The following is a 15,618-nucleotide window of genomic DNA, read 5'->3' as shown; positions in this document are numbered from 1 at the left end:
GCCTCCTACGCCGCGACCAGGTACGAGAACACGGACTCGAGGGACTCGTCGGACGGCGAGACCGTGAGCAGCCGGATGCCGTGGTCCCGGGCGACCTTCGGCAGCAGCGCGGTGAAGCGGCCGAAGTCGACGGCCTGGACGCGCAGTGCGCCCTCGGCGACGTCCACCTCGATGCCGGCCGTCGACGGGTCGGCGATCAGCGCGGCCGCGAGGGCGCGGTCGTCGCTGGAGCGCACCAGGTAGCGGTGCGGCCGGTCGGTCATCAGGCGGCGGATCCTGCGGAAGTCGCCGCTGGCGGCGTGCCGTCCGGCGACGACCACCTCGATGTGCCGGGCGAGCTGCTCGACCTCCTCGAGGATGTGCGAGGAGAACAGCACCGTGCGGCCCTCGTCGCCCATCCGCCGCAGCAGATCCATGAGCTGCATGCGCTGGCGCGGGTCCATGCCGTTGAACGGCTCGTCGAGCAGCAGCAGGGAGGGGTCGTGGACCAGCGCGGAGGCCATCTTCACCCGCTGGCGCATGCCCTTGGAGTACGTGGAGATCTTCCGGTCCTGCGCGTACTCCATCTCGACCGTGGCGAGCGCCCGCTGGGCGGCCTTCGCTCCGAGTCCGTGCAGCTCGGCGTTGGCGACGACGAACTCGCGGCCGGTGAGGAAGTCGTACATCGCCTCCCGCTCGGGGACGATGCCGATGTGCTTGTAGATGGCCTCGTTGCGCCACACCGGCTGCCCGTCGAGGGTGACGGAGCCGGTGGAGGGGGCGAGGAAGCCGCCCATCATGTTGATGAGGGTGGACTTCCCGGCGCCGTTCGGGCCGAGCAGGCCGGTGACGCCGGGGCCGATGGTCATGGTGATGTCGTTGACGGCGACCACGTTGCCGAACCAGCGGGAGACGTGGTCGATGCTGAGGGTCGTCACAGCCCCACCTTCTTGTAGCGGCGGATCAGGAGGGCGTAGCACGCGGCGATCAGGCCGAGCACGACCAGGACGTACACCACGCCCTCGCCGCTGGACGGGCCGGTGCCGCCGGGGAAGCCGGAGCTGCCGCCGAGGAACGCGGACTGGACGCCGTCGACCAGGGTGACCGGCGAGAACAGACCGATCCACGGGACGGTACCGGTGCTGCCCTGCACATCGGCGATGGCCTGGAGCGTGGAGACGGCGCCGTAGGAGATGGTCAGCACGGCGATCACGGCGGCGATGCCGAAGCCGCGGCGCGGGGTGACGGCGGCGATGACCAGACCGATCCCGGCGAACAGCAGCGAGAGCAGGGCCACCGATACCAGCCCCTGGGCGAATTCCTTGGTCTGGTGCGCGAAGCCCATCTTGGCGAGCAGCGCGCCCGCGTACATCACCAGCAGGGGAGCGCCGGTGAGGACGAACAGGGCCGAGGCGAGCGCGGCGAACTTCGCCCGCACGTAGTCGGCGGTCTCGATGGGCCGCGAGAAGTACAGCGGCACGGTCTTGAAGCGCAGGTCGCGGGAGACGGACTGGGGCGCCTGCGAGGCGACGTACAGACTGATCACGGCCTGCATGACGATCGCCCAGCGGGTGTAGGCGTGGGCGAGCGGCAGTTCGTGCGCCTTGGTGGCCACCGCGACGGCCACCATGATGGCCGCGGGCACGCACATCACCACGAACAGCAGCATCGGCAGCACCTTGGACTTCACCGAGCGGCCGAGGCCGTAGGCGCCGCGCAGGGACTGCGAGTACAGCGAGCGGCGGGCGTAGCCGCGGCCCAGACGGGGGCCGTCGTAGCCGCGGTAGCCGATGTCGTGGATGCGGGACTGGTCGCCGCCGGCGGTCACCGGCGCGGGCTGCTCAACCGCCATGGCCGACGGCCTCCTTCCGCTGCTCGTCGCTGCTGGTGAACACCTCGGAGATGTGGTGCCGGCGCTGCTCCATGCGCACCAGACCGAGACCGAGGTCGGCGACGACGTCGCGCACCAGGTCGTACGTCTCCTCGCCGGGGGCGGTCAGCAGCAGGATGTGTCCGGCGCCCGGCAGGCCGCCGCCCTCGTCGTGGGTGTCCACCCCGCGCGCGTGGAGCGCCTCGCGGACCGCCCGGGTGCCGTCCGGGTGACCGTCGCTGTCGGTGACCTCGATCGCGAGGGTGGTCGTGGTCTGGGTGAAGTCGGTGGTGGAGCTGGAGCGCAGCAGCTTGCCGCCGTCGATGACGACGACGTGGTCGCAGGTGCGTTCCAGCTCGCCCAGCAGGTGCGACGTGACCAGGACCGAGATGCCGAAGTCGGTGTGGATGCGGCGGATCAGGCCGAGCATCTCGTCCCGGCCGACCGGGTCCAGGCCGTTGGTCGGCTCGTCCAGGAAGACCAGCCGCGGGTCGTGCACCAGGGCCTGGGCCAGCTTCACCCGCTGCTTCATGCCGGTGGAGTAGCCGCCGATGGGGCGGTAGCGCTCCTCGTACAGGCCGACGTGGCGCAGTGTGTCCGCGGTGCGTTCACGCGCGGCGGTGGGCGGCAGGCCGGACATGCGCGCCATGTGCACGACGAACTCGGTGGCCGAGACGTCGGGCGGCAGGCAGTCGTGCTCCGGCATGTAGCCCACCCGCTCGCGGATGGCGGCGCCCTCGGTGGCCACGTCGAGGCCCAGCACCGCGGCGCGGCCCTCCGTGGCGGGGGACAGACCCAGCAGGATCTTGATCAGAGTGGACTTGCCGGCGCCGTTGGCTCCGACGAGCCCGGTCACACCGGGTCCGATGTCCATGGACAGCCGGTCGAGCGCGGTCACCCGGGGGAACCGCTTGCTCAGGCTTTCGGTCGCGATCACAGTCACGCTTAGAAGGTAGTGACGCCGGCCATGCCGGTCGTCAGACCTCAGAGCCGTCTTCACGTCAGACTCGAGTAGGACGGGCCCCTGAGCGATCCCCTGCCCCGGACCTACCCGAGGGCCGCTCACCGGCCGTTGTCCACAGCCCTTGATCCACCCTATTGACGCCACCTCTAACAACTGTCACATTCACCAGTGTCAAGTTACGGACGCGTACCGCAGTCGACGGACGGGGCGGCATGACGACGGCAGCAAACAGCGAACTCTCCGCGGAACTGCGGGGATTCAGGCGAGTGCAGCGCCTCGCCTACGAGTGCGCGGAGGCGGTCGCGGCACGTCTGGAGCCCGGCGTCACCGAGCGTGAGGCGGCCCGGATGCAGCGCGACTGGCTGCGTGAGCGCGGGGTGCGGGACTGGTTCCACCTGCCGTTCGCCTGGTTCGGCGACCGCACGGCGTTCGTGAACTTCCGCCTGCCGCTGCAGTTCTTCCCGACCGACCGCCGGCTGGAGCCCGGGATGCCGTTCATCCTGGACATGGCCCCGGTGTTCGAGGGATGCACCGCGGACATCGGCTACTCGGGCTCGCTCGGCGTCAACCCGGTGCAGGACCGGCTGATGACGGATCTGGAGGCGCACCGCGCGCTGATTCTGCGGGAGGTGCGCGAGCGGCGTCCGCTGCGCGAGATCTACCAGGACGTGGACCGTCTCATGGTCCGCCAGGGCTACGCCAACCGGCATCGCGCGTATCCCTTCGGGGTGATCGCCCACAAGGTGGACCGGGTGAAGGCCCGCCGCTTCTCCCCGCATCTGTTCGGCTTCGGCACGCAGTCCCTCAAGGGGCTCGCCGCCGACGCCCTGCACGGCCACCGCGAGGGCTGGTCGCCCCTGTGGTCGCCGTACCGCTTCTCCGACCACCCGCCGCGGCCGGGTCTGTGGGCGGTCGAACCTCACCTCGGGTTCCGGGGTACGGGCGCGAAGTTCGAGGAGATCCTGGTGGTCACCGACTCCCGGGACCCCGGCGAGAGCGCCTTCTGGCTGGACGACGATCTGCCGCACGTGCGGCGCTGGGCGGAGGCGAAGTGACACTGAAGGGGGCGCGTGAGCGCCGGGTCCACACCGGCGGGGTCGAGCTGTGCGTGGCCGAGCTGGGCGATCCGCAGGCGCCCACGGTGGTGCTGGTGCACGGCTATCCGGACAGCAAGGAGGTCTGGTCGGAGGTGGCCGCCCGCCTCGCCGACCGCTTCCACGTGGTGCTGTACGACGTCCGGGGCCACGGCCGCTCCACGGCACCGAGGCCGCTGCGCGGCGGTTTCACCCTGCCCAAGCTCACCGACGACTTCATGGCCGTGGTGGACGCGGTGAGCCCGGACCGGCCGGTGCACCTGGTGGGCCACGACTGGGGCTCGGTGCAGTCCTGGGAGTTCGTCACGGTGGGCCGCACGGAGGGCCGCATCGCCTCCTTCACCTCCATGTCCGGGCCGTCCCTCGACCACTTCGGGCACTGGATCAACGCGCGCGTGAAGCGTCCGACGCCCCGCCGGGTGGGCCAGCTCCTCGGCCAGGGCGCCAAGTCCTGGTACGTCTACCTGCTGCACACCCCCGCCCTGCCGGAACTGGCCTGGCGGGGCCCGCTGGGCAAGCGCTGGCCCAGGATCCTGGAGCGGGCCGAGAAGGTCCCCGCCGGTGACTACCCGACCCCGTCCCTGCCCTCCGACGCCGCGCACGGCGCCTGGCTGTACCGGGACAACGTCCGTGCCCGCCTGCGCAGGCCCCGCCCCGACGCGTTCGCGCACGCACCCGTGCAGCTGATCACGCCCCTGGGCGACGCGTTCCTGTCGGAGCGGCTCTACGACGACCTGGACGCGTGGGTACCGCGGCTGACCCGCCGCACACTGCCCGCCAAGCACTGGATCCCCCGCACCCGGCCCGACCAGGTGGCGGCATGGATCGAGGAGTTCGTCACGAGCGTCGAGGGCGGCCGGCCGGAGCCGAGGGCCACCGGCCGCCACGCGGACCGGTTCGGCGGGCAGCTGGTGCTCGTCACCGGCGCGGGCAGCGGCATAGGCCGGGCCACGGCGTTCGCCTTCGCGGAGTCCGGGGCGCGGGTGGTGGCCGTCGACCGCGACGCCGAGGCGGCCGCCCGCACCGCGGAACTGTCCCGGCTGATCGGCGCCCCCGAGGCCTGGGCGGAGACGGCGGACGTCTCGGACGAGCAGGCCATGGAGAAGCTGGCCGAGCGGGTGCACAGCGCGTACGGCGTGCTGGACGTGCTGGTCAACAACGCGGGCATCGGCCTCTCGGGCTCCTTCTTCACCACGACCACCGACGACTGGCGCAAGGTCCTGGACGTCAATCTGTGGGGCGTCATCCACGGTTGCCGGCTCTTCGGCGCGCGCATGGCCGAGCGCGGGCAGGGCGGCCACATCGTCAACATCGCCTCGGCGGCCGCCTATCAGCCGTCCCGGGCGCTGCCCGCCTACAGCACCTCCAAGGCGGCGGTACTGATGCTCTCCGAGTGCCTGCGGGCCGAACTCGCCGGGCAGGACATCGGAGTCACGGCCATCTGCCCAGGGCTGGTCAACACCAACATCACCTCCACGGCCCGCTTCACCGGCGTCGACGAGGCGGAGGAACGCCGCCGTCAACAGCGCTCGTCCCGCCTGTACGGGCTGCGCAACTACCCACCGGAGAAGGTCGCGGACGCCGTCCTGGACGCGGTGACCCACAACAGAGCGGTGGTTCCGGTGACCCCGGAAGCCCGAGGCGCCCACCTCCTGTCCCGTTTCATGCCGGGGGCCCTGCGGAGGCTGGCCCGTGTGAACCCGAAACTGTGAGGCCCGACTGCCGGACCGGTCATGGGGACGGCTCAGCCGCCCAGCCGGCTTCCGGCGACCAGCCAAGGACGTCCGCATGACCGACCCGCCGCCCCGGAAGTCCTACCGAATCGAGGACTTGGCCCACCGTTCCGGCACCACGGTAAGAACCATCCGCGCCTACCAGGACAAGAACCTCCTCCCCCGCCCCCGGCGCCAGGGCCGGATCAACCTCTACTCCGACCTCCACCTCACCCGCCTCCGTCAGATCACCCATCTCCTCGACCGCGGCTACACCCTCGCCTCGATAGGGGAACTCCTGGACGCCTGGGACACCGGACGCGGCCTGGGCGGCGTGCTGGGCCTGGTCACGGAGGTGGAGGGCCCGTGGACCGACGAGCAACCGACCCGCATCACCCGCGCGGAACTCAACGCCCGCTTCGGCGGCGTCCCCGACGACGACGCGGTGACCGAGGCGCTCGAACTGGGCGTGCTCGAACCGGTGATGGACGACTCCGACACGTTTCTCGTGCCCAGCCCCCAAGAGCTGTACGTGGCGGTCGAGTTGCACTCCGCCGGGGTGCCTCTGTCGGCGATCGCGGGCCATCTGCGGGAGTTGCGCGGCGACATCGAGCACATCGCCGCGCGTTTCCTGGAGTTCACCACCGAGCACGTGTTCGCCCGCTACCTGGACGGCCCGTCCCACCGCACGGACGCGCACGCGGACGAGGCGGCCTCACTGGTGCGCCGGCTGCGCCCGCTGGCCCGACAGACGGTGGACGCCGAACTGGCCCGCGCCATGCGTTTGTTCGCTGTGCGCCACCTCCGCACCGGGCTCGCCGCCGGCAACCCGCCGAAGCCTTCGGAAGGCAAGCGCTGCGTCGAACTGCCCGCCGATGTGATCGGCGCCGTGGAAGCCCTGGTTGGCCGCGAGCAGACGTCCGCCTTCCTGGCCCTGGCCGCCGAACGAGAGCTCAGAGCAAGAGCTTTGGACAACATGATCACAAAGAGGCATCCGGACGCAGTAGTTGATCAAATCCCATGAATCGCCCTCCCGTTGTCCACAACTTTTTCAAATGGCCTGTGGATAACGCGAGTTGTCTGTGGACCAAACCTCACGGCGAAAACAACCTGCGTGATCCGCGTCTCTCCCGCACTCTGGAGCAATGGACGACAGACGCACCGTGAAGGTGTCGAAGTACCTCTCGAAACACCTCCGCCACCAGCCCGAGCGCATCGGCCTCACGCTGGACCCGGCCGGCTGGGTCGAGATCGACACACTGATCGCCGCGGCCGCCGCACACGGATTCCACTTCACCCGCGAGGAACTCGACCACGTGGTGGCCGCGAACGACAAGAAGCGCTTCGCCGTCGAGGGCACCCGGATCCGCGCCAGCCAGGGGCACAGCGTCGCGGTCGACCTCGGTCTGCCCCCCGCGCTCCCGCCGCCGTACCTCTACCACGGCACCGTCGCCCGCAACCTGGACGCGATCCGCGCCGAGGGCCTGCGGCCCATGAACCGGCACGACGTCCACCTGTCCGCCGACCGTGAGACCGCGACCCGGGTCGGCGCCCGCCGTGGCAGGCCCGTCGTGCTGGCCGTGGACGCGGGCGCCATGCACCGCGACGGCCACGTCTTCCACGTCAGCGCGAACGGGGTGTGGCTCACCCGGGCGGTGCCGCCCCGCTACCTGCGCTTTCCCGGCGCGCACTGACCTTCCGGCCGGCACCCCCGCGAAGGGCCCGCTCACCCCGTCGCACAGCAGCCACACACGGTGACCGATTTCGGCCGTTGGCGAGCCGCCCCCGTACGCTCGGACGCATGAGTCTGCGTCTGAGCACCGTGATCCTGCCGTACCGTCGCTGGAGCGAGGGCGGCCGTGCGGCCTGGGTACGGGCCGAGGAGCTCGGTTTCCACACCGCGTACACCTACGACCACCTGTCCTGGCGCAGCTTCCGCGACGGCCCGTGGTTCGGTGCCGTGCCGACCCTGACCGCCGCCGCGGGTGTCACCGACCGGCTGCGTCTGGGCACGCTGGTCACCTCCCCGAACTTCCGGCACCCGGTGACCCTCGCCAAGGAACTGATCTCCCTGGACGACGTCTCCGGCGGCCGCGTGACCCTGGGCATCGGCGCGGGCGGCACCGGCTTCGACGCCACGGCCCTCGGCCAGGAGCCGTGGACACCGCGCGAGCGCGCCGACCGGTTCGCCGAGTTCGTGCCGCTGCTCGACCGGCTGCTCACCGAGGACTCCGTGACGTACGAGGGCCGGTTCTACTCGGCGGTGGAGGCGCGCAACATCCCCGGCTGTGTGCAGCGGCCCCGGCTGCCCTTCGCCGTCGCGGCCACCGGCCCGCGCGGGCTGCGGCTCGCCGCGCGGCACGGACAGGCCTGGGTGACCACCGGCGATCCGAAGCTGTACGAGACCGGCACCCCGCAGGAGTCCGTCGCCGCACTGCGCGGGCAGACGGCGAAGCTGGCCGAGGCCTGCGCGGAGGCCGGCCGGGACGTGGCCGAGCTGGACAAGGTGCTGCTCACCGGCTTCACCCCGGACCGCGGCAGGCCGCTGGAGTCGCTGGACGCCTTCGTGGACTTCGCGGGCCGTCACCGGGAACTGGGCTTCACCGAGATCGTGCTCCACTGGCCCATCCCGGACTCCGACTTCGCCGCGGACGAGAAGGTCTTCGAGCGAATCGCCATGGAAGGACTCGCCCAGCTCTCGTGATCCGGTGGCGGAGAGTCGTCCGCCGGCCAACTGTGGTGTGTCGATGGACTCATCTGTGCGGACTCCCGCACGGGCGTGCGGGCATATGCGCCAGAATGGCCGGGTGACCTCAGCGACCAGACAGCCCGGGACCCCGGCCGCCGCCTTCCGGCCGCGGCTGATCGCCACCGACCTCGACGGCACTCTCCTGCGCGACGACAAGTCGGTCTCCCCGAGGACGGTCGCCGCACTGGCCGCCGCGGAGGAGGCGGGCATCGAGGTCTTCTTCGTCACCGGTCGCCCGGCCCGCTGGATGGACGTCGTCAGCGAGCATGTGCACGGACACGGCCTGGCGATCTGCGGCAACGGCGCCGCCGTGGTCGACCTGCACGGCGGCCCCGGCACCCACCGGTTCGTGAAGGTGCGGGAGTTGTCCCGGCGGAACGCGCTGGACGCCGTGCGGCTGCTGCGCGACGCGGCTCCCGGCACGGTGTTCGCGGTCGAGCAGACGTACGGCTTCCACCAGGAGCCCGCCTATCCCAAGCTGCACATGGAGACGCCGGACAACCTGCTGCCCGCGGAGGAGCTCCTCGCGGCCGACGGCCCGGACGCCGACCAGCCGGTGCTCAAGATCCTCGCCTACCACCCCGAACTCGACCCGGACGCCTTCCTCACACTGGCCCGGCTGGCGGTCGGCGAGCGCGCCAACGTCACCCGCTCCAGCCCCAGCGCCCTGCTGGAACTCAGCGGACCGGGCGTCTCCAAGGCCAGCACCCTCGCGCTGTGCTGCGCCGAGCGCGGCATCACGCACGAGGAGGTCGTCGCCTTCGGCGACATGCCCAACGATGTCGAGATGCTGACCTGGGCAGGCCGGTCGTACGCGATGGGCAACGCCCACCCGGACGTCATCGCCGCCGCCTCGGGCCGCACGGTCGCGAACAACGACGACGGCGTGGCGATCGTCATCGAGCGGATGCTCGCCGAACGGGACTGACGCCCGGTAGGTCCGGCCGTACGGGTCGCGGCGCGCCCCTCAGCGCGCCGCCACCAGCGACTCCGCGGCCGCCTCGCGCCGTGCCATCGCCCGCAGCGGCCCGTCCACGGCGGTCACCTCCGCGTACGGTCCCCGCTGCACCACGCGGCCCTCGTCGAGCACGACCACCTCGTCCACCGCGTCGAGACCCGCCAGCCGATGGGTGATCAGCAGCGTCGTACGGCCCTCGGTGGCGGCCAGCAGGTCCGCGGTGAGCGCGTCGGCCGTCGGCAGGTCCAGATGCTCGGCGGGCTCGTCCAGGACGAGCACCGGGAAGTCGGCCAGCAGCGCGCGGGCCAGGGCGAGGCGCTGACGCTGCCCGCCGGACAGCCGTGCCCCGTGCTCGCCGACAAGCGTGTCCAGCCCGTCCGGCAGCCCGTCCACCCAGTCCAGCAGCCGGGCCCGGGACAGCGCGTCCCGCAGACCGGCCTCGTCGGCGTCCTTCCGCGCGAGCAGCAGGTTCTCACGCACCGTGCTGTCGAAGAGGTGGGCGTCCTGGGCGCACAGTCCGACGAGCCGCCGCACGTCGTCGCCGTCCAGGGCGTACGCGTCGACACCGGCGAGCGTGTACGAGCCCGCCCCGGCGTCGAGGAACCGCAGCAGCACCTGGGCGAGGGTGGTCTTGCCGGAGCCGGACGCACCGACCACGGCGATCCGCCGCCCCCGCTCCAGGGTGAGGTCCAGCCCGGCCAGGGCGTCGCGCCGCTGACCCGGGTGCCGGGCGGTCAGGTCCCGGACCACAAGGGGGAAGGGCGAGCCGGGCGCCGGCCGCGGCCGCTCCGGCTCGGTGACGGGCTCCGGGGCGTCGAGCACCTCGAACACCCGCTCCGCGCTCCGGCGCACCCGCTGGCGATGACGTACGGCGAGCGGAAGCCCCAGTACGGCCTCGAAGGCGGCCAGCGGGGTGAGCACCACCACGGCCATCGCCACTCCGCCGAGCCGGCCCGTGGCCACCGCCTGGGCGCCCAGCAGCGCGGTCGCGGTGACGGTCAGGCCGCAGATCAGTGCGGTGAGCCCGTCGCCGAGGGCGTTGGCGGTGGCGCCGCGCGCGGCGATCCGGGTGAGGGTACCGTCGGCCCGCCGGGCCGCCGCGGTACGGGCCGGCAGGGCGCCCGCGACGGTCAGTTCGGCGGTGCCGGTGAGCAGGTCGGTCACCCGGGTCGCGAGGGCACCACGGGCGGGCGCCAGTCGCCGCTCGGCGCGCCGGGCCGCGGTTGCGGTGACGGCGGGGACGCCGGCGCCGGCCAAGACGAGACCGGCGGCGAGGGCGGCCCCGGCCTCGGGCAGCAGCCAGGCCGTGAAGGCGACGGAGGCGGTGGAGACGGCGGCCGCGACCCCGGCGGGCAGCAGCCAGCGCAGCCAGTAGTCCTGGAACGCGTCGACGTCGGCCACCAGCCGGGTGAGCAGGTCGCCGCGGCGGGCCGCCCGCAGCCCGGCGGGCGCAAGCCGCTCCAGCCGCCGGTACACGGCGACCCGGGTGTCGGCCAGCATCCGCAGTACGGCGTCGTGGGAGACGAGCCGCTCGGCGTACCGGAAGACGGCCCGCCCGATCCCGAACGCCCGTGTCGCCGTCACGGCCACCATCAGATAGAGCACCGGCGGATGCTGCGAGGCCCGTGAGATGAGCCAGCCGGAGGTGGCCATCAGCCCGACCGCGCTGCCGAGCGCCAGGCCGCCGAGCAGCAGTGCGAGCACCAGCCGGCCGCGCCGGGGGCCCGCCATGGCTCGTACCCGGGCCGGTATCCGGCCGCGCGGTGCCGGGATCTCCTTGGCCTCCGGCTCCGCCCCGGCCCCGGCCGGGCCGCCCGTCTCGACCGAACGCACGCCGGGGTCGACGGTGTCGGTGGCTGTACCGGCTGCGGACGCCTCGGCAGCGGTCGTCCCGGCGGCGGCCGGCGTGGGGAGGTCCAGCCGGATCACCCGGTCCGCCACCTCCAGCAGCGCCGGCCGGTGCACCACCAGCAGCACCGTGCGGCCGGCCGCCAGCCGGCGCACCGCCGCCACGATCTCGGCCTCCGTCGCCCCGTCCAGTGCGGCCGTCGGCTCGTCCAGCAGCAGGACCGGCCGGTCGGCGAGAAAGGCACGCGCCAGCGCGAGCCGCTGGCGCTGGCCTGCGGACAGTCCCGCCCCATCCTCGCCGAGCACCGTGCCGGCGCGCTCGGGCAGCGCGTCCACGAACGCCAGCGCGCCCGCGTCCCCCAGCGCCCTGCGCACAGCGGTGTCGTCCGCGTCGGGCCGGGCCAGCCGTACGTTCTCCGCTATGGTCCCGGCGTACAGGTGCGGCCGCTGCGGCACCCATGCGATCCGCGAGCGCCACTCCTCGAGGTCGATGTCGGCGAGGTCGGTCCCGCCGACGCTCACCCGGCCTTCGGTGGGACGGACGAAGCCCAGCAGCACGTTCAGCAGGCTCGTCTTGCCCGCGCCGCTCGGTCCGACGAGGGCCACGGTCTCACCGGGCTCGACGGCGAAGGACACGCCCGTCAGGGCATCGGACGAGCGCTGCGGGTAGCGGACCGTCACCGTGTCGAAGGCGATGGTGCCAGGACGTACCGAGGCGGTGCCGGACGCCGGTACCGGTGTCTCCAGCACGGCGAAGATCTCCTCCGCGGCGGCGAGGCCCTCGGCCGCCGCGTGGTACTGCGCCCCCACCTGGCGCAGCGGCAGATAGGCCTCGGGCGCCAGCACCAGGATGACCAGGCCGGTGTACAGGTCCATGTCGCCACGGACGAGGCGCATGCCGATCGTCACAGCGACCAGCGCGACGGAGAGCGTGGCCAGCAGCTCAAGGGCGAATGAGGAGAGGAAGGCGATCCGCAGGGTCCGCATGGTGGCCTGGCGGTACTCACCGGTGATCCGCCGGATGGACTCGGCCTGGGCCTTGGCCCGGCCGAACACCTTCAGCGTGGGCAGCCCCGCGACCACGTCCAGGAAGTGGCCGGACAGCCGGGACAGCAGCCGCCACTGACGGTCCATCCGGGACTGGGTGGCCCAGCCGATCAGCATCATGAAGAGGGGGATGAGCGGCAGGGTGCCGACGATGATCGCCGCGGACACCCAGTCCTCGGTGACGATGCGCGCCAGCACGGCCACCGGGACGACCACCGCGAGCCCCAACTGCGGCAGGTAGCGGGAGAAGTAGTCGTCAAGGGCATCGACTCCGCGCGTGGCCAGGGTGACCAGCGAACCGGTCCGCTGCCCGCCGAGCCAGCCGGGACCCAGCTGAACCGCACGGTCCAGAACACGCCCACGCAGCTCCGACTTCACGGCCGCGCTGGCCCGGTGCGCCGCAAGCTCGGTGAGCCACGCGACGACCGACCGGCCTACGGCCACAGCGGCCAACAGCAGCAGGGGAGTGCGGAGTTCGTCGACCGCCTGACCGCGCTGGAACGCCCCGGTGACCATCTCGGCGACGAGCATCGCCTGGGTGATGACCAGTCCGGCCCCGATGGCTCCCAGGCCGACGACCGCCACCAGGAAGAGGCGGGTGGCGCGGGCGTATCGCAGCAGGCGCGGATCGATCGGTTTCACGTGAAACATGCCCTTCCGTCCGGAGGGTGCGTTTCACGTGAAACACACCCTCGGCGGGTCTCAGTGCGCGGCGTCGGCTATGTGCTGCGTGCCGATCCGCTTGCGGAACACCCAATAGGTCCAACCCTGATAGAGCAGCACGAGCGGCGTGGCCACGGCCGCGCACCAAGTCATGATCTTCAAGGTGTACGGGCTCGACGAGGCATTGGTGACCGTGAGGCTCCAGTCGCCTTCGAGCGTAGACGGCATGACGTTCGGGAAGAGCGACAGGAAAAGCATCGCCACGGCCGCCACGATCGTCACGCCGGACAGCGCGAACGACCATCCCTCACGCCCTGCCTGGTTGGCCACCAGCGCGGCCACCAGTGCGGCGACCGCCACGACCAGCGCCACCAGGCTCTTGCCGTCCCCGCTGTGGGCCTGCGTCCACAGCAGGAAGGCAAGCGCGACGACGGCGGCGACGAGCCCGACCTTCAGCGCCAGTTTCCGCGCCCGCACCCGGATGTCTCCCACGGTCTTCAGCGCCGTGAACACCGCCCCGTGGAAGGTGAACAGCGTCAGCGTCACCAGGCTGCCGAGCAGGGCGTAGGGGTTGAGCAGATCCAGGACGCTGCCGACGTACTCGAAGTTCCGGTCGATCTTCACGCCGTGCACGATGTTCCCGAAGGCCACGCCCCACAGGAACGCCGGGACCAGCGAGGTCCAGAAGATGGCCGTCTCCCAGTTGCGCTGCCAGTTCTCCTCGGGCCGCTTGGCCCGGTACTCGAAGGCGACGCCCCGCACGATCAGGCAGACCAGGATCACGAGCAGCGGCAGGTAGAAACCGGAGAAGAGGGTGGCGTACCACTCCGGGAAGGCGGCGAAGGTCGCGCCGCCCGCCGTGAGCAGCCACACCTCGTTGCCGTCCCAGACGGGCCCGATGGTGTTGATGAGCACCCGGCGTTCCGGCCGGTCGCGGGCCAGCAGCCTGGTGAGGATGCCGACCCCGAAATCGAAGCCCTCCAGGAAGAAGTAGCCGGTCCACAGGACGGCGATCAGGACGAACCAGACGTCGTGAAGTTCCATGACTGTCCCCTCGGCCTAGTACGAGAAGGCCATCGGCTTGTCGGCGTCACGGGTGTCGCCGCCGATCTTCGTGGGCGGGTTGAGGTCGGCCTCGGTCAGCTCGGGCGGGCCGGCCTTGACGTACTTCGCGAGCAGCTTGACCTCGACGACGGCGAGGATCGCGTACAGCGCGGTGAAGACGAGCATCGAGGTGAGGACTTCGCCCTGGGAGACACCGGGGGAGACCGCCTCGCGGGTCTGCAGGACGCCGTAGACGGCCCATGGCTGCCGGCCCATCTCGGTGAAGATCCATCCCCAGGAGTTTGCGATCAGCGGGAAGGCCAGGGTCCAGATCGCGATGCGCCAGTACCAGGCGGTCAGCTTCGGGCCGAGTGCCTTGTTCCGGAACAGGACCAGGTGCGGCACCTCGTCGTCACCCACCCTCAGGTGCTGGGGCAGCATGAACCTCTTGCGGGTCAGCCAGAGACCGGCGAGGCCGATGGTGAAGGAGGCCATGCCGAAGCCGATCATCCAGCGGAAGCCCCAGAAGGTGACCGGGATGTTGGGCCGGTAGTCGCCGGGTCCGAACTTCTGCTGCTCCGCCTTGTTGACGTCGTTGATGCCGGGCACGTACGAGGTGAAGTCGTCGTTGGCGAGGAACGACAGCAGGCCCGGGATCTCGACGGCGACGCTGTTGTGGCCCTTCTCCACGTCGCCGTAGGCGAAGACGGAGAACGGCGCAGGCGCCTGGCCGTCCCACAGCGCTTCGGCGGCCGCCATCTTCATCGGCTGCTGCTTGAACATGACCTTGCCGAGCACGTCACCGCTGACCGCGGTGAGCAGGCCGGCGATGACCACGGTGATCAGGCCGAGCCGCAGCGAGGTCTTCATCTCGCGGACGTGCTTCTTGCGGGTCAGGTGGTAGGCGGCGATGCCCACCATGAACGCGCCACCGGTCAGGAAGGCCGCGGACAGGGTGTGGAAGGCCTGGCTGAGCGCGGTGTTCTGGGTCAGTACGGCCCAGAAGTCGGTCAGCTCGGCCCGCCCCCGCTCCTTGTCGATCTTGTAGCCGACGGGGTGCTGCATCCAGGAGTTGGCCGCGAGGATGAAGTACGCCGACAGGATCGTGCCGATCGACACCAGCCAGATGCAGGCCAGGTGGATCTTCTTTGGCAGCTTGTCCCAGCCGAAGATCCACAGGCCGATGAACGTGGACTCGAAGAAGAAGGCGATCAGGGCCTCGAAGGCGAGCGGAGCACCGAAGATGTCACCGACGAAGCGCGAGTAGTCCGACCAGTTCATGCCGAACTGGAACTCCTGCACGATGCCGGTGACCACACCCATCGCGATGTTGATCAGGAAGAGCTTGCCCCAGAACTTCGTCGCCCTGAGGTACTTCTCCTTCTCCGTGCGCACCCATGCCGTCTGCAGCCCGGCCGTGAGGGCGGCCAGGGAGATCGTCAGGGGGACGAACAGGAAGTGGTAGACGGTGGTGATGCCGAACTGCCAGCGCGCCAGTGTCTCCGGCGCCAGAGCCAGGTCCACGTCGTCACTCTCCTTACTACGCCGTGGTACAGCGGCGGTTTGCTCCCTTTGTTAGGCACATACAGGAGCAATCGGGACGCGCTTGTGAACGCGTTCACATTCACAAGCCATTATGACGCACTGGTATTCGGCAACCGCAAGGGGGTACCCCCCGGCTCCACGGCAG

At 71.1% G+C, this 15,618-nt stretch carries 12 protein-coding genes; 6 read left to right on the top strand and 6 right to left on the bottom strand.

Annotation, left to right across the window (positions count from 1 at the left end; genetic code table 11):
• Window positions 1–5: 5 nt before the first annotated feature.
• From AB0924_RS02255 to AB0924_RS02245, 3 genes are read right to left on the bottom strand one after another with little or no spacing between them, the layout of a single operon-like run.
• Entirely contained in the window at window positions 6–917 is a 912-nt protein-coding gene (locus AB0924_RS02255) for an ABC transporter ATP-binding protein (RefSeq protein ID WP_366910451.1), read from the bottom strand.
• On the bottom strand, window positions 914–1,831 hold the full coding sequence (locus AB0924_RS02250) for an ABC transporter permease (RefSeq protein ID WP_366910450.1): 918 nt from the start codon (window positions 1,829–1,831) through the stop codon (window positions 914–916). The genes AB0924_RS02255 and AB0924_RS02250 overlap by 4 nt, the downstream gene beginning before the upstream one ends.
• Window positions 1,821–2,786, bottom strand: coding sequence for an ABC transporter ATP-binding protein (locus AB0924_RS02245; protein WP_358929848.1), 966 nt, complete (start codon window positions 2,784–2,786; stop codon window positions 1,821–1,823). The genes AB0924_RS02250 and AB0924_RS02245 overlap by 11 nt, the downstream gene beginning before the upstream one ends.
• 239 nt (window positions 2,787–3,025) lie before the next feature.
• Here AB0924_RS02245 and AB0924_RS02240 point away from each other — a divergent pair, with 239 nt between their 5' ends.
• The 6 genes from AB0924_RS02240 to AB0924_RS02215 all read left to right on the top strand — a co-directional run bounded on the left by AB0924_RS02240 (window position 3,026) and on the right by AB0924_RS02215 (window position 9,296).
• Window positions 3,026–3,868 (top strand): M24 family metallopeptidase, encoded by an 843-nt coding sequence (locus AB0924_RS02240; RefSeq protein ID WP_358929757.1) that lies wholly within the window; start codon window positions 3,026–3,028, stop codon window positions 3,866–3,868.
• Window positions 3,865–5,619 carry an SDR family oxidoreductase gene (locus AB0924_RS02235; RefSeq protein ID WP_358929755.1) on the top strand — a complete coding sequence of 585 codons (1,755 nt, stop codon included), beginning with the start codon at window positions 3,865–3,867 and terminating at the stop codon, window positions 5,617–5,619. Before AB0924_RS02240 ends, AB0924_RS02235 begins: the two co-directional genes overlap by 4 nt.
• A gap of 76 nt (window positions 5,620–5,695) precedes the next feature.
• On the top strand, window positions 5,696–6,643 hold the full coding sequence (locus tag AB0924_RS02230) for a MerR family transcriptional regulator (protein ID WP_366910449.1): 948 nt from the start codon (window positions 5,696–5,698) through the stop codon (window positions 6,641–6,643).
• 121 nt (window positions 6,644–6,764) lie between these two features.
• A complete protein-coding gene (locus AB0924_RS02225) occupies window positions 6,765–7,313 on the top strand; it encodes an RNA 2'-phosphotransferase (protein ID WP_358929751.1) in 549 nt (182 codons plus the stop codon).
• 107 nt (window positions 7,314–7,420) lie between these two features.
• Entirely contained in the window at window positions 7,421–8,323 is a 903-nt protein-coding gene (locus AB0924_RS02220) for an LLM class flavin-dependent oxidoreductase (protein WP_358929749.1), read from the top strand.
• Window positions 8,324–8,408: 85 nt separating this feature from the next.
• The gene (locus AB0924_RS02215; RefSeq protein ID WP_358929747.1) at window positions 8,409–9,296 is read left to right on the top strand and encodes a Cof-type HAD-IIB family hydrolase; all 888 of its coding nucleotides are present in this window, start codon (window positions 8,409–8,411) and stop codon (window positions 9,294–9,296) included.
• 39 nt (window positions 9,297–9,335) lie between these two features.
• Here the strand turns inward: AB0924_RS02215 and cydD are convergent, their stop codons facing one another.
• Genes cydD through AB0924_RS02200 form a run of 3 tightly spaced genes read right to left on the bottom strand, consistent with a single transcriptional unit; the run spans window position 9,336 to window position 15,452 of the window.
• Entirely contained in the window at window positions 9,336–12,863 is a 3,528-nt protein-coding gene (gene cydD / locus AB0924_RS02210) for a thiol reductant ABC exporter subunit CydD (RefSeq protein ID WP_358929745.1), read from the bottom strand.
• Between the two features lie 60 nt (window positions 12,864–12,923).
• Entirely contained in the window at window positions 12,924–13,928 is a 1,005-nt protein-coding gene (cydB, locus tag AB0924_RS02205) for a cytochrome d ubiquinol oxidase subunit II (RefSeq protein WP_366910448.1), read from the bottom strand.
• A 15-nt stretch (window positions 13,929–13,943) separates the two neighbouring features.
• Window positions 13,944–15,452: a cytochrome ubiquinol oxidase subunit I gene (locus tag AB0924_RS02200; RefSeq protein ID WP_358929741.1), complete on the bottom strand. Its 1,509-nt coding sequence runs from the start codon at window positions 15,450–15,452 to the stop codon at window positions 13,944–13,946.
• Window positions 15,453–15,618: the final 166 nt, after the last annotated feature.

It is taken from the genome of Streptomyces sp. NPDC047869, from assembly GCF_040704065.1.
GTDB lineage: Bacteria > Actinomycetota > Actinomycetes > Streptomycetales > Streptomycetaceae > Streptomyces.
This window is presented reverse-complemented; position numbering and strand designations above follow the sequence as displayed.

What these genes read in the sequence shown, in the direction of transcription:
- AB0924_RS02225 (WP_358929751.1), top strand. Translation starts at nt 6,765, where the DNA reads ATGGACGACAGACGCACCGTGAAGGTGTCGAAGTACCTCTCGAAACAC.
- AB0924_RS02215 (WP_358929747.1), top strand. Translation starts at nt 8,409, where the DNA reads ATGCGCCAGAATGGCCGGGTGACCTCAGCGACCAGACAGCCCGGGACC.
- AB0924_RS02230 (WP_366910449.1), top strand. Translation starts at nt 5,696, where the DNA reads ATGACCGACCCGCCGCCCCGGAAGTCCTACCGAATCGAGGACTTGGCC.
- AB0924_RS02220 (WP_358929749.1), top strand. Translation starts at nt 7,421, where the DNA reads ATGAGTCTGCGTCTGAGCACCGTGATCCTGCCGTACCGTCGCTGGAGC.
- cydB (WP_366910448.1), bottom strand. Translation starts at nt 13,928, where the DNA reads ATGGAACTTCACGACGTCTGGTTCGTCCTGATCGCCGTCCTGTGGACC.
- AB0924_RS02250 (WP_366910450.1), bottom strand. Translation starts at nt 1,831, where the DNA reads ATGGCGGTTGAGCAGCCCGCGCCGGTGACCGCCGGCGGCGACCAGTCC.
- AB0924_RS02240 (WP_358929757.1), top strand. Translation starts at nt 3,026, where the DNA reads ATGACGACGGCAGCAAACAGCGAACTCTCCGCGGAACTGCGGGGATTC.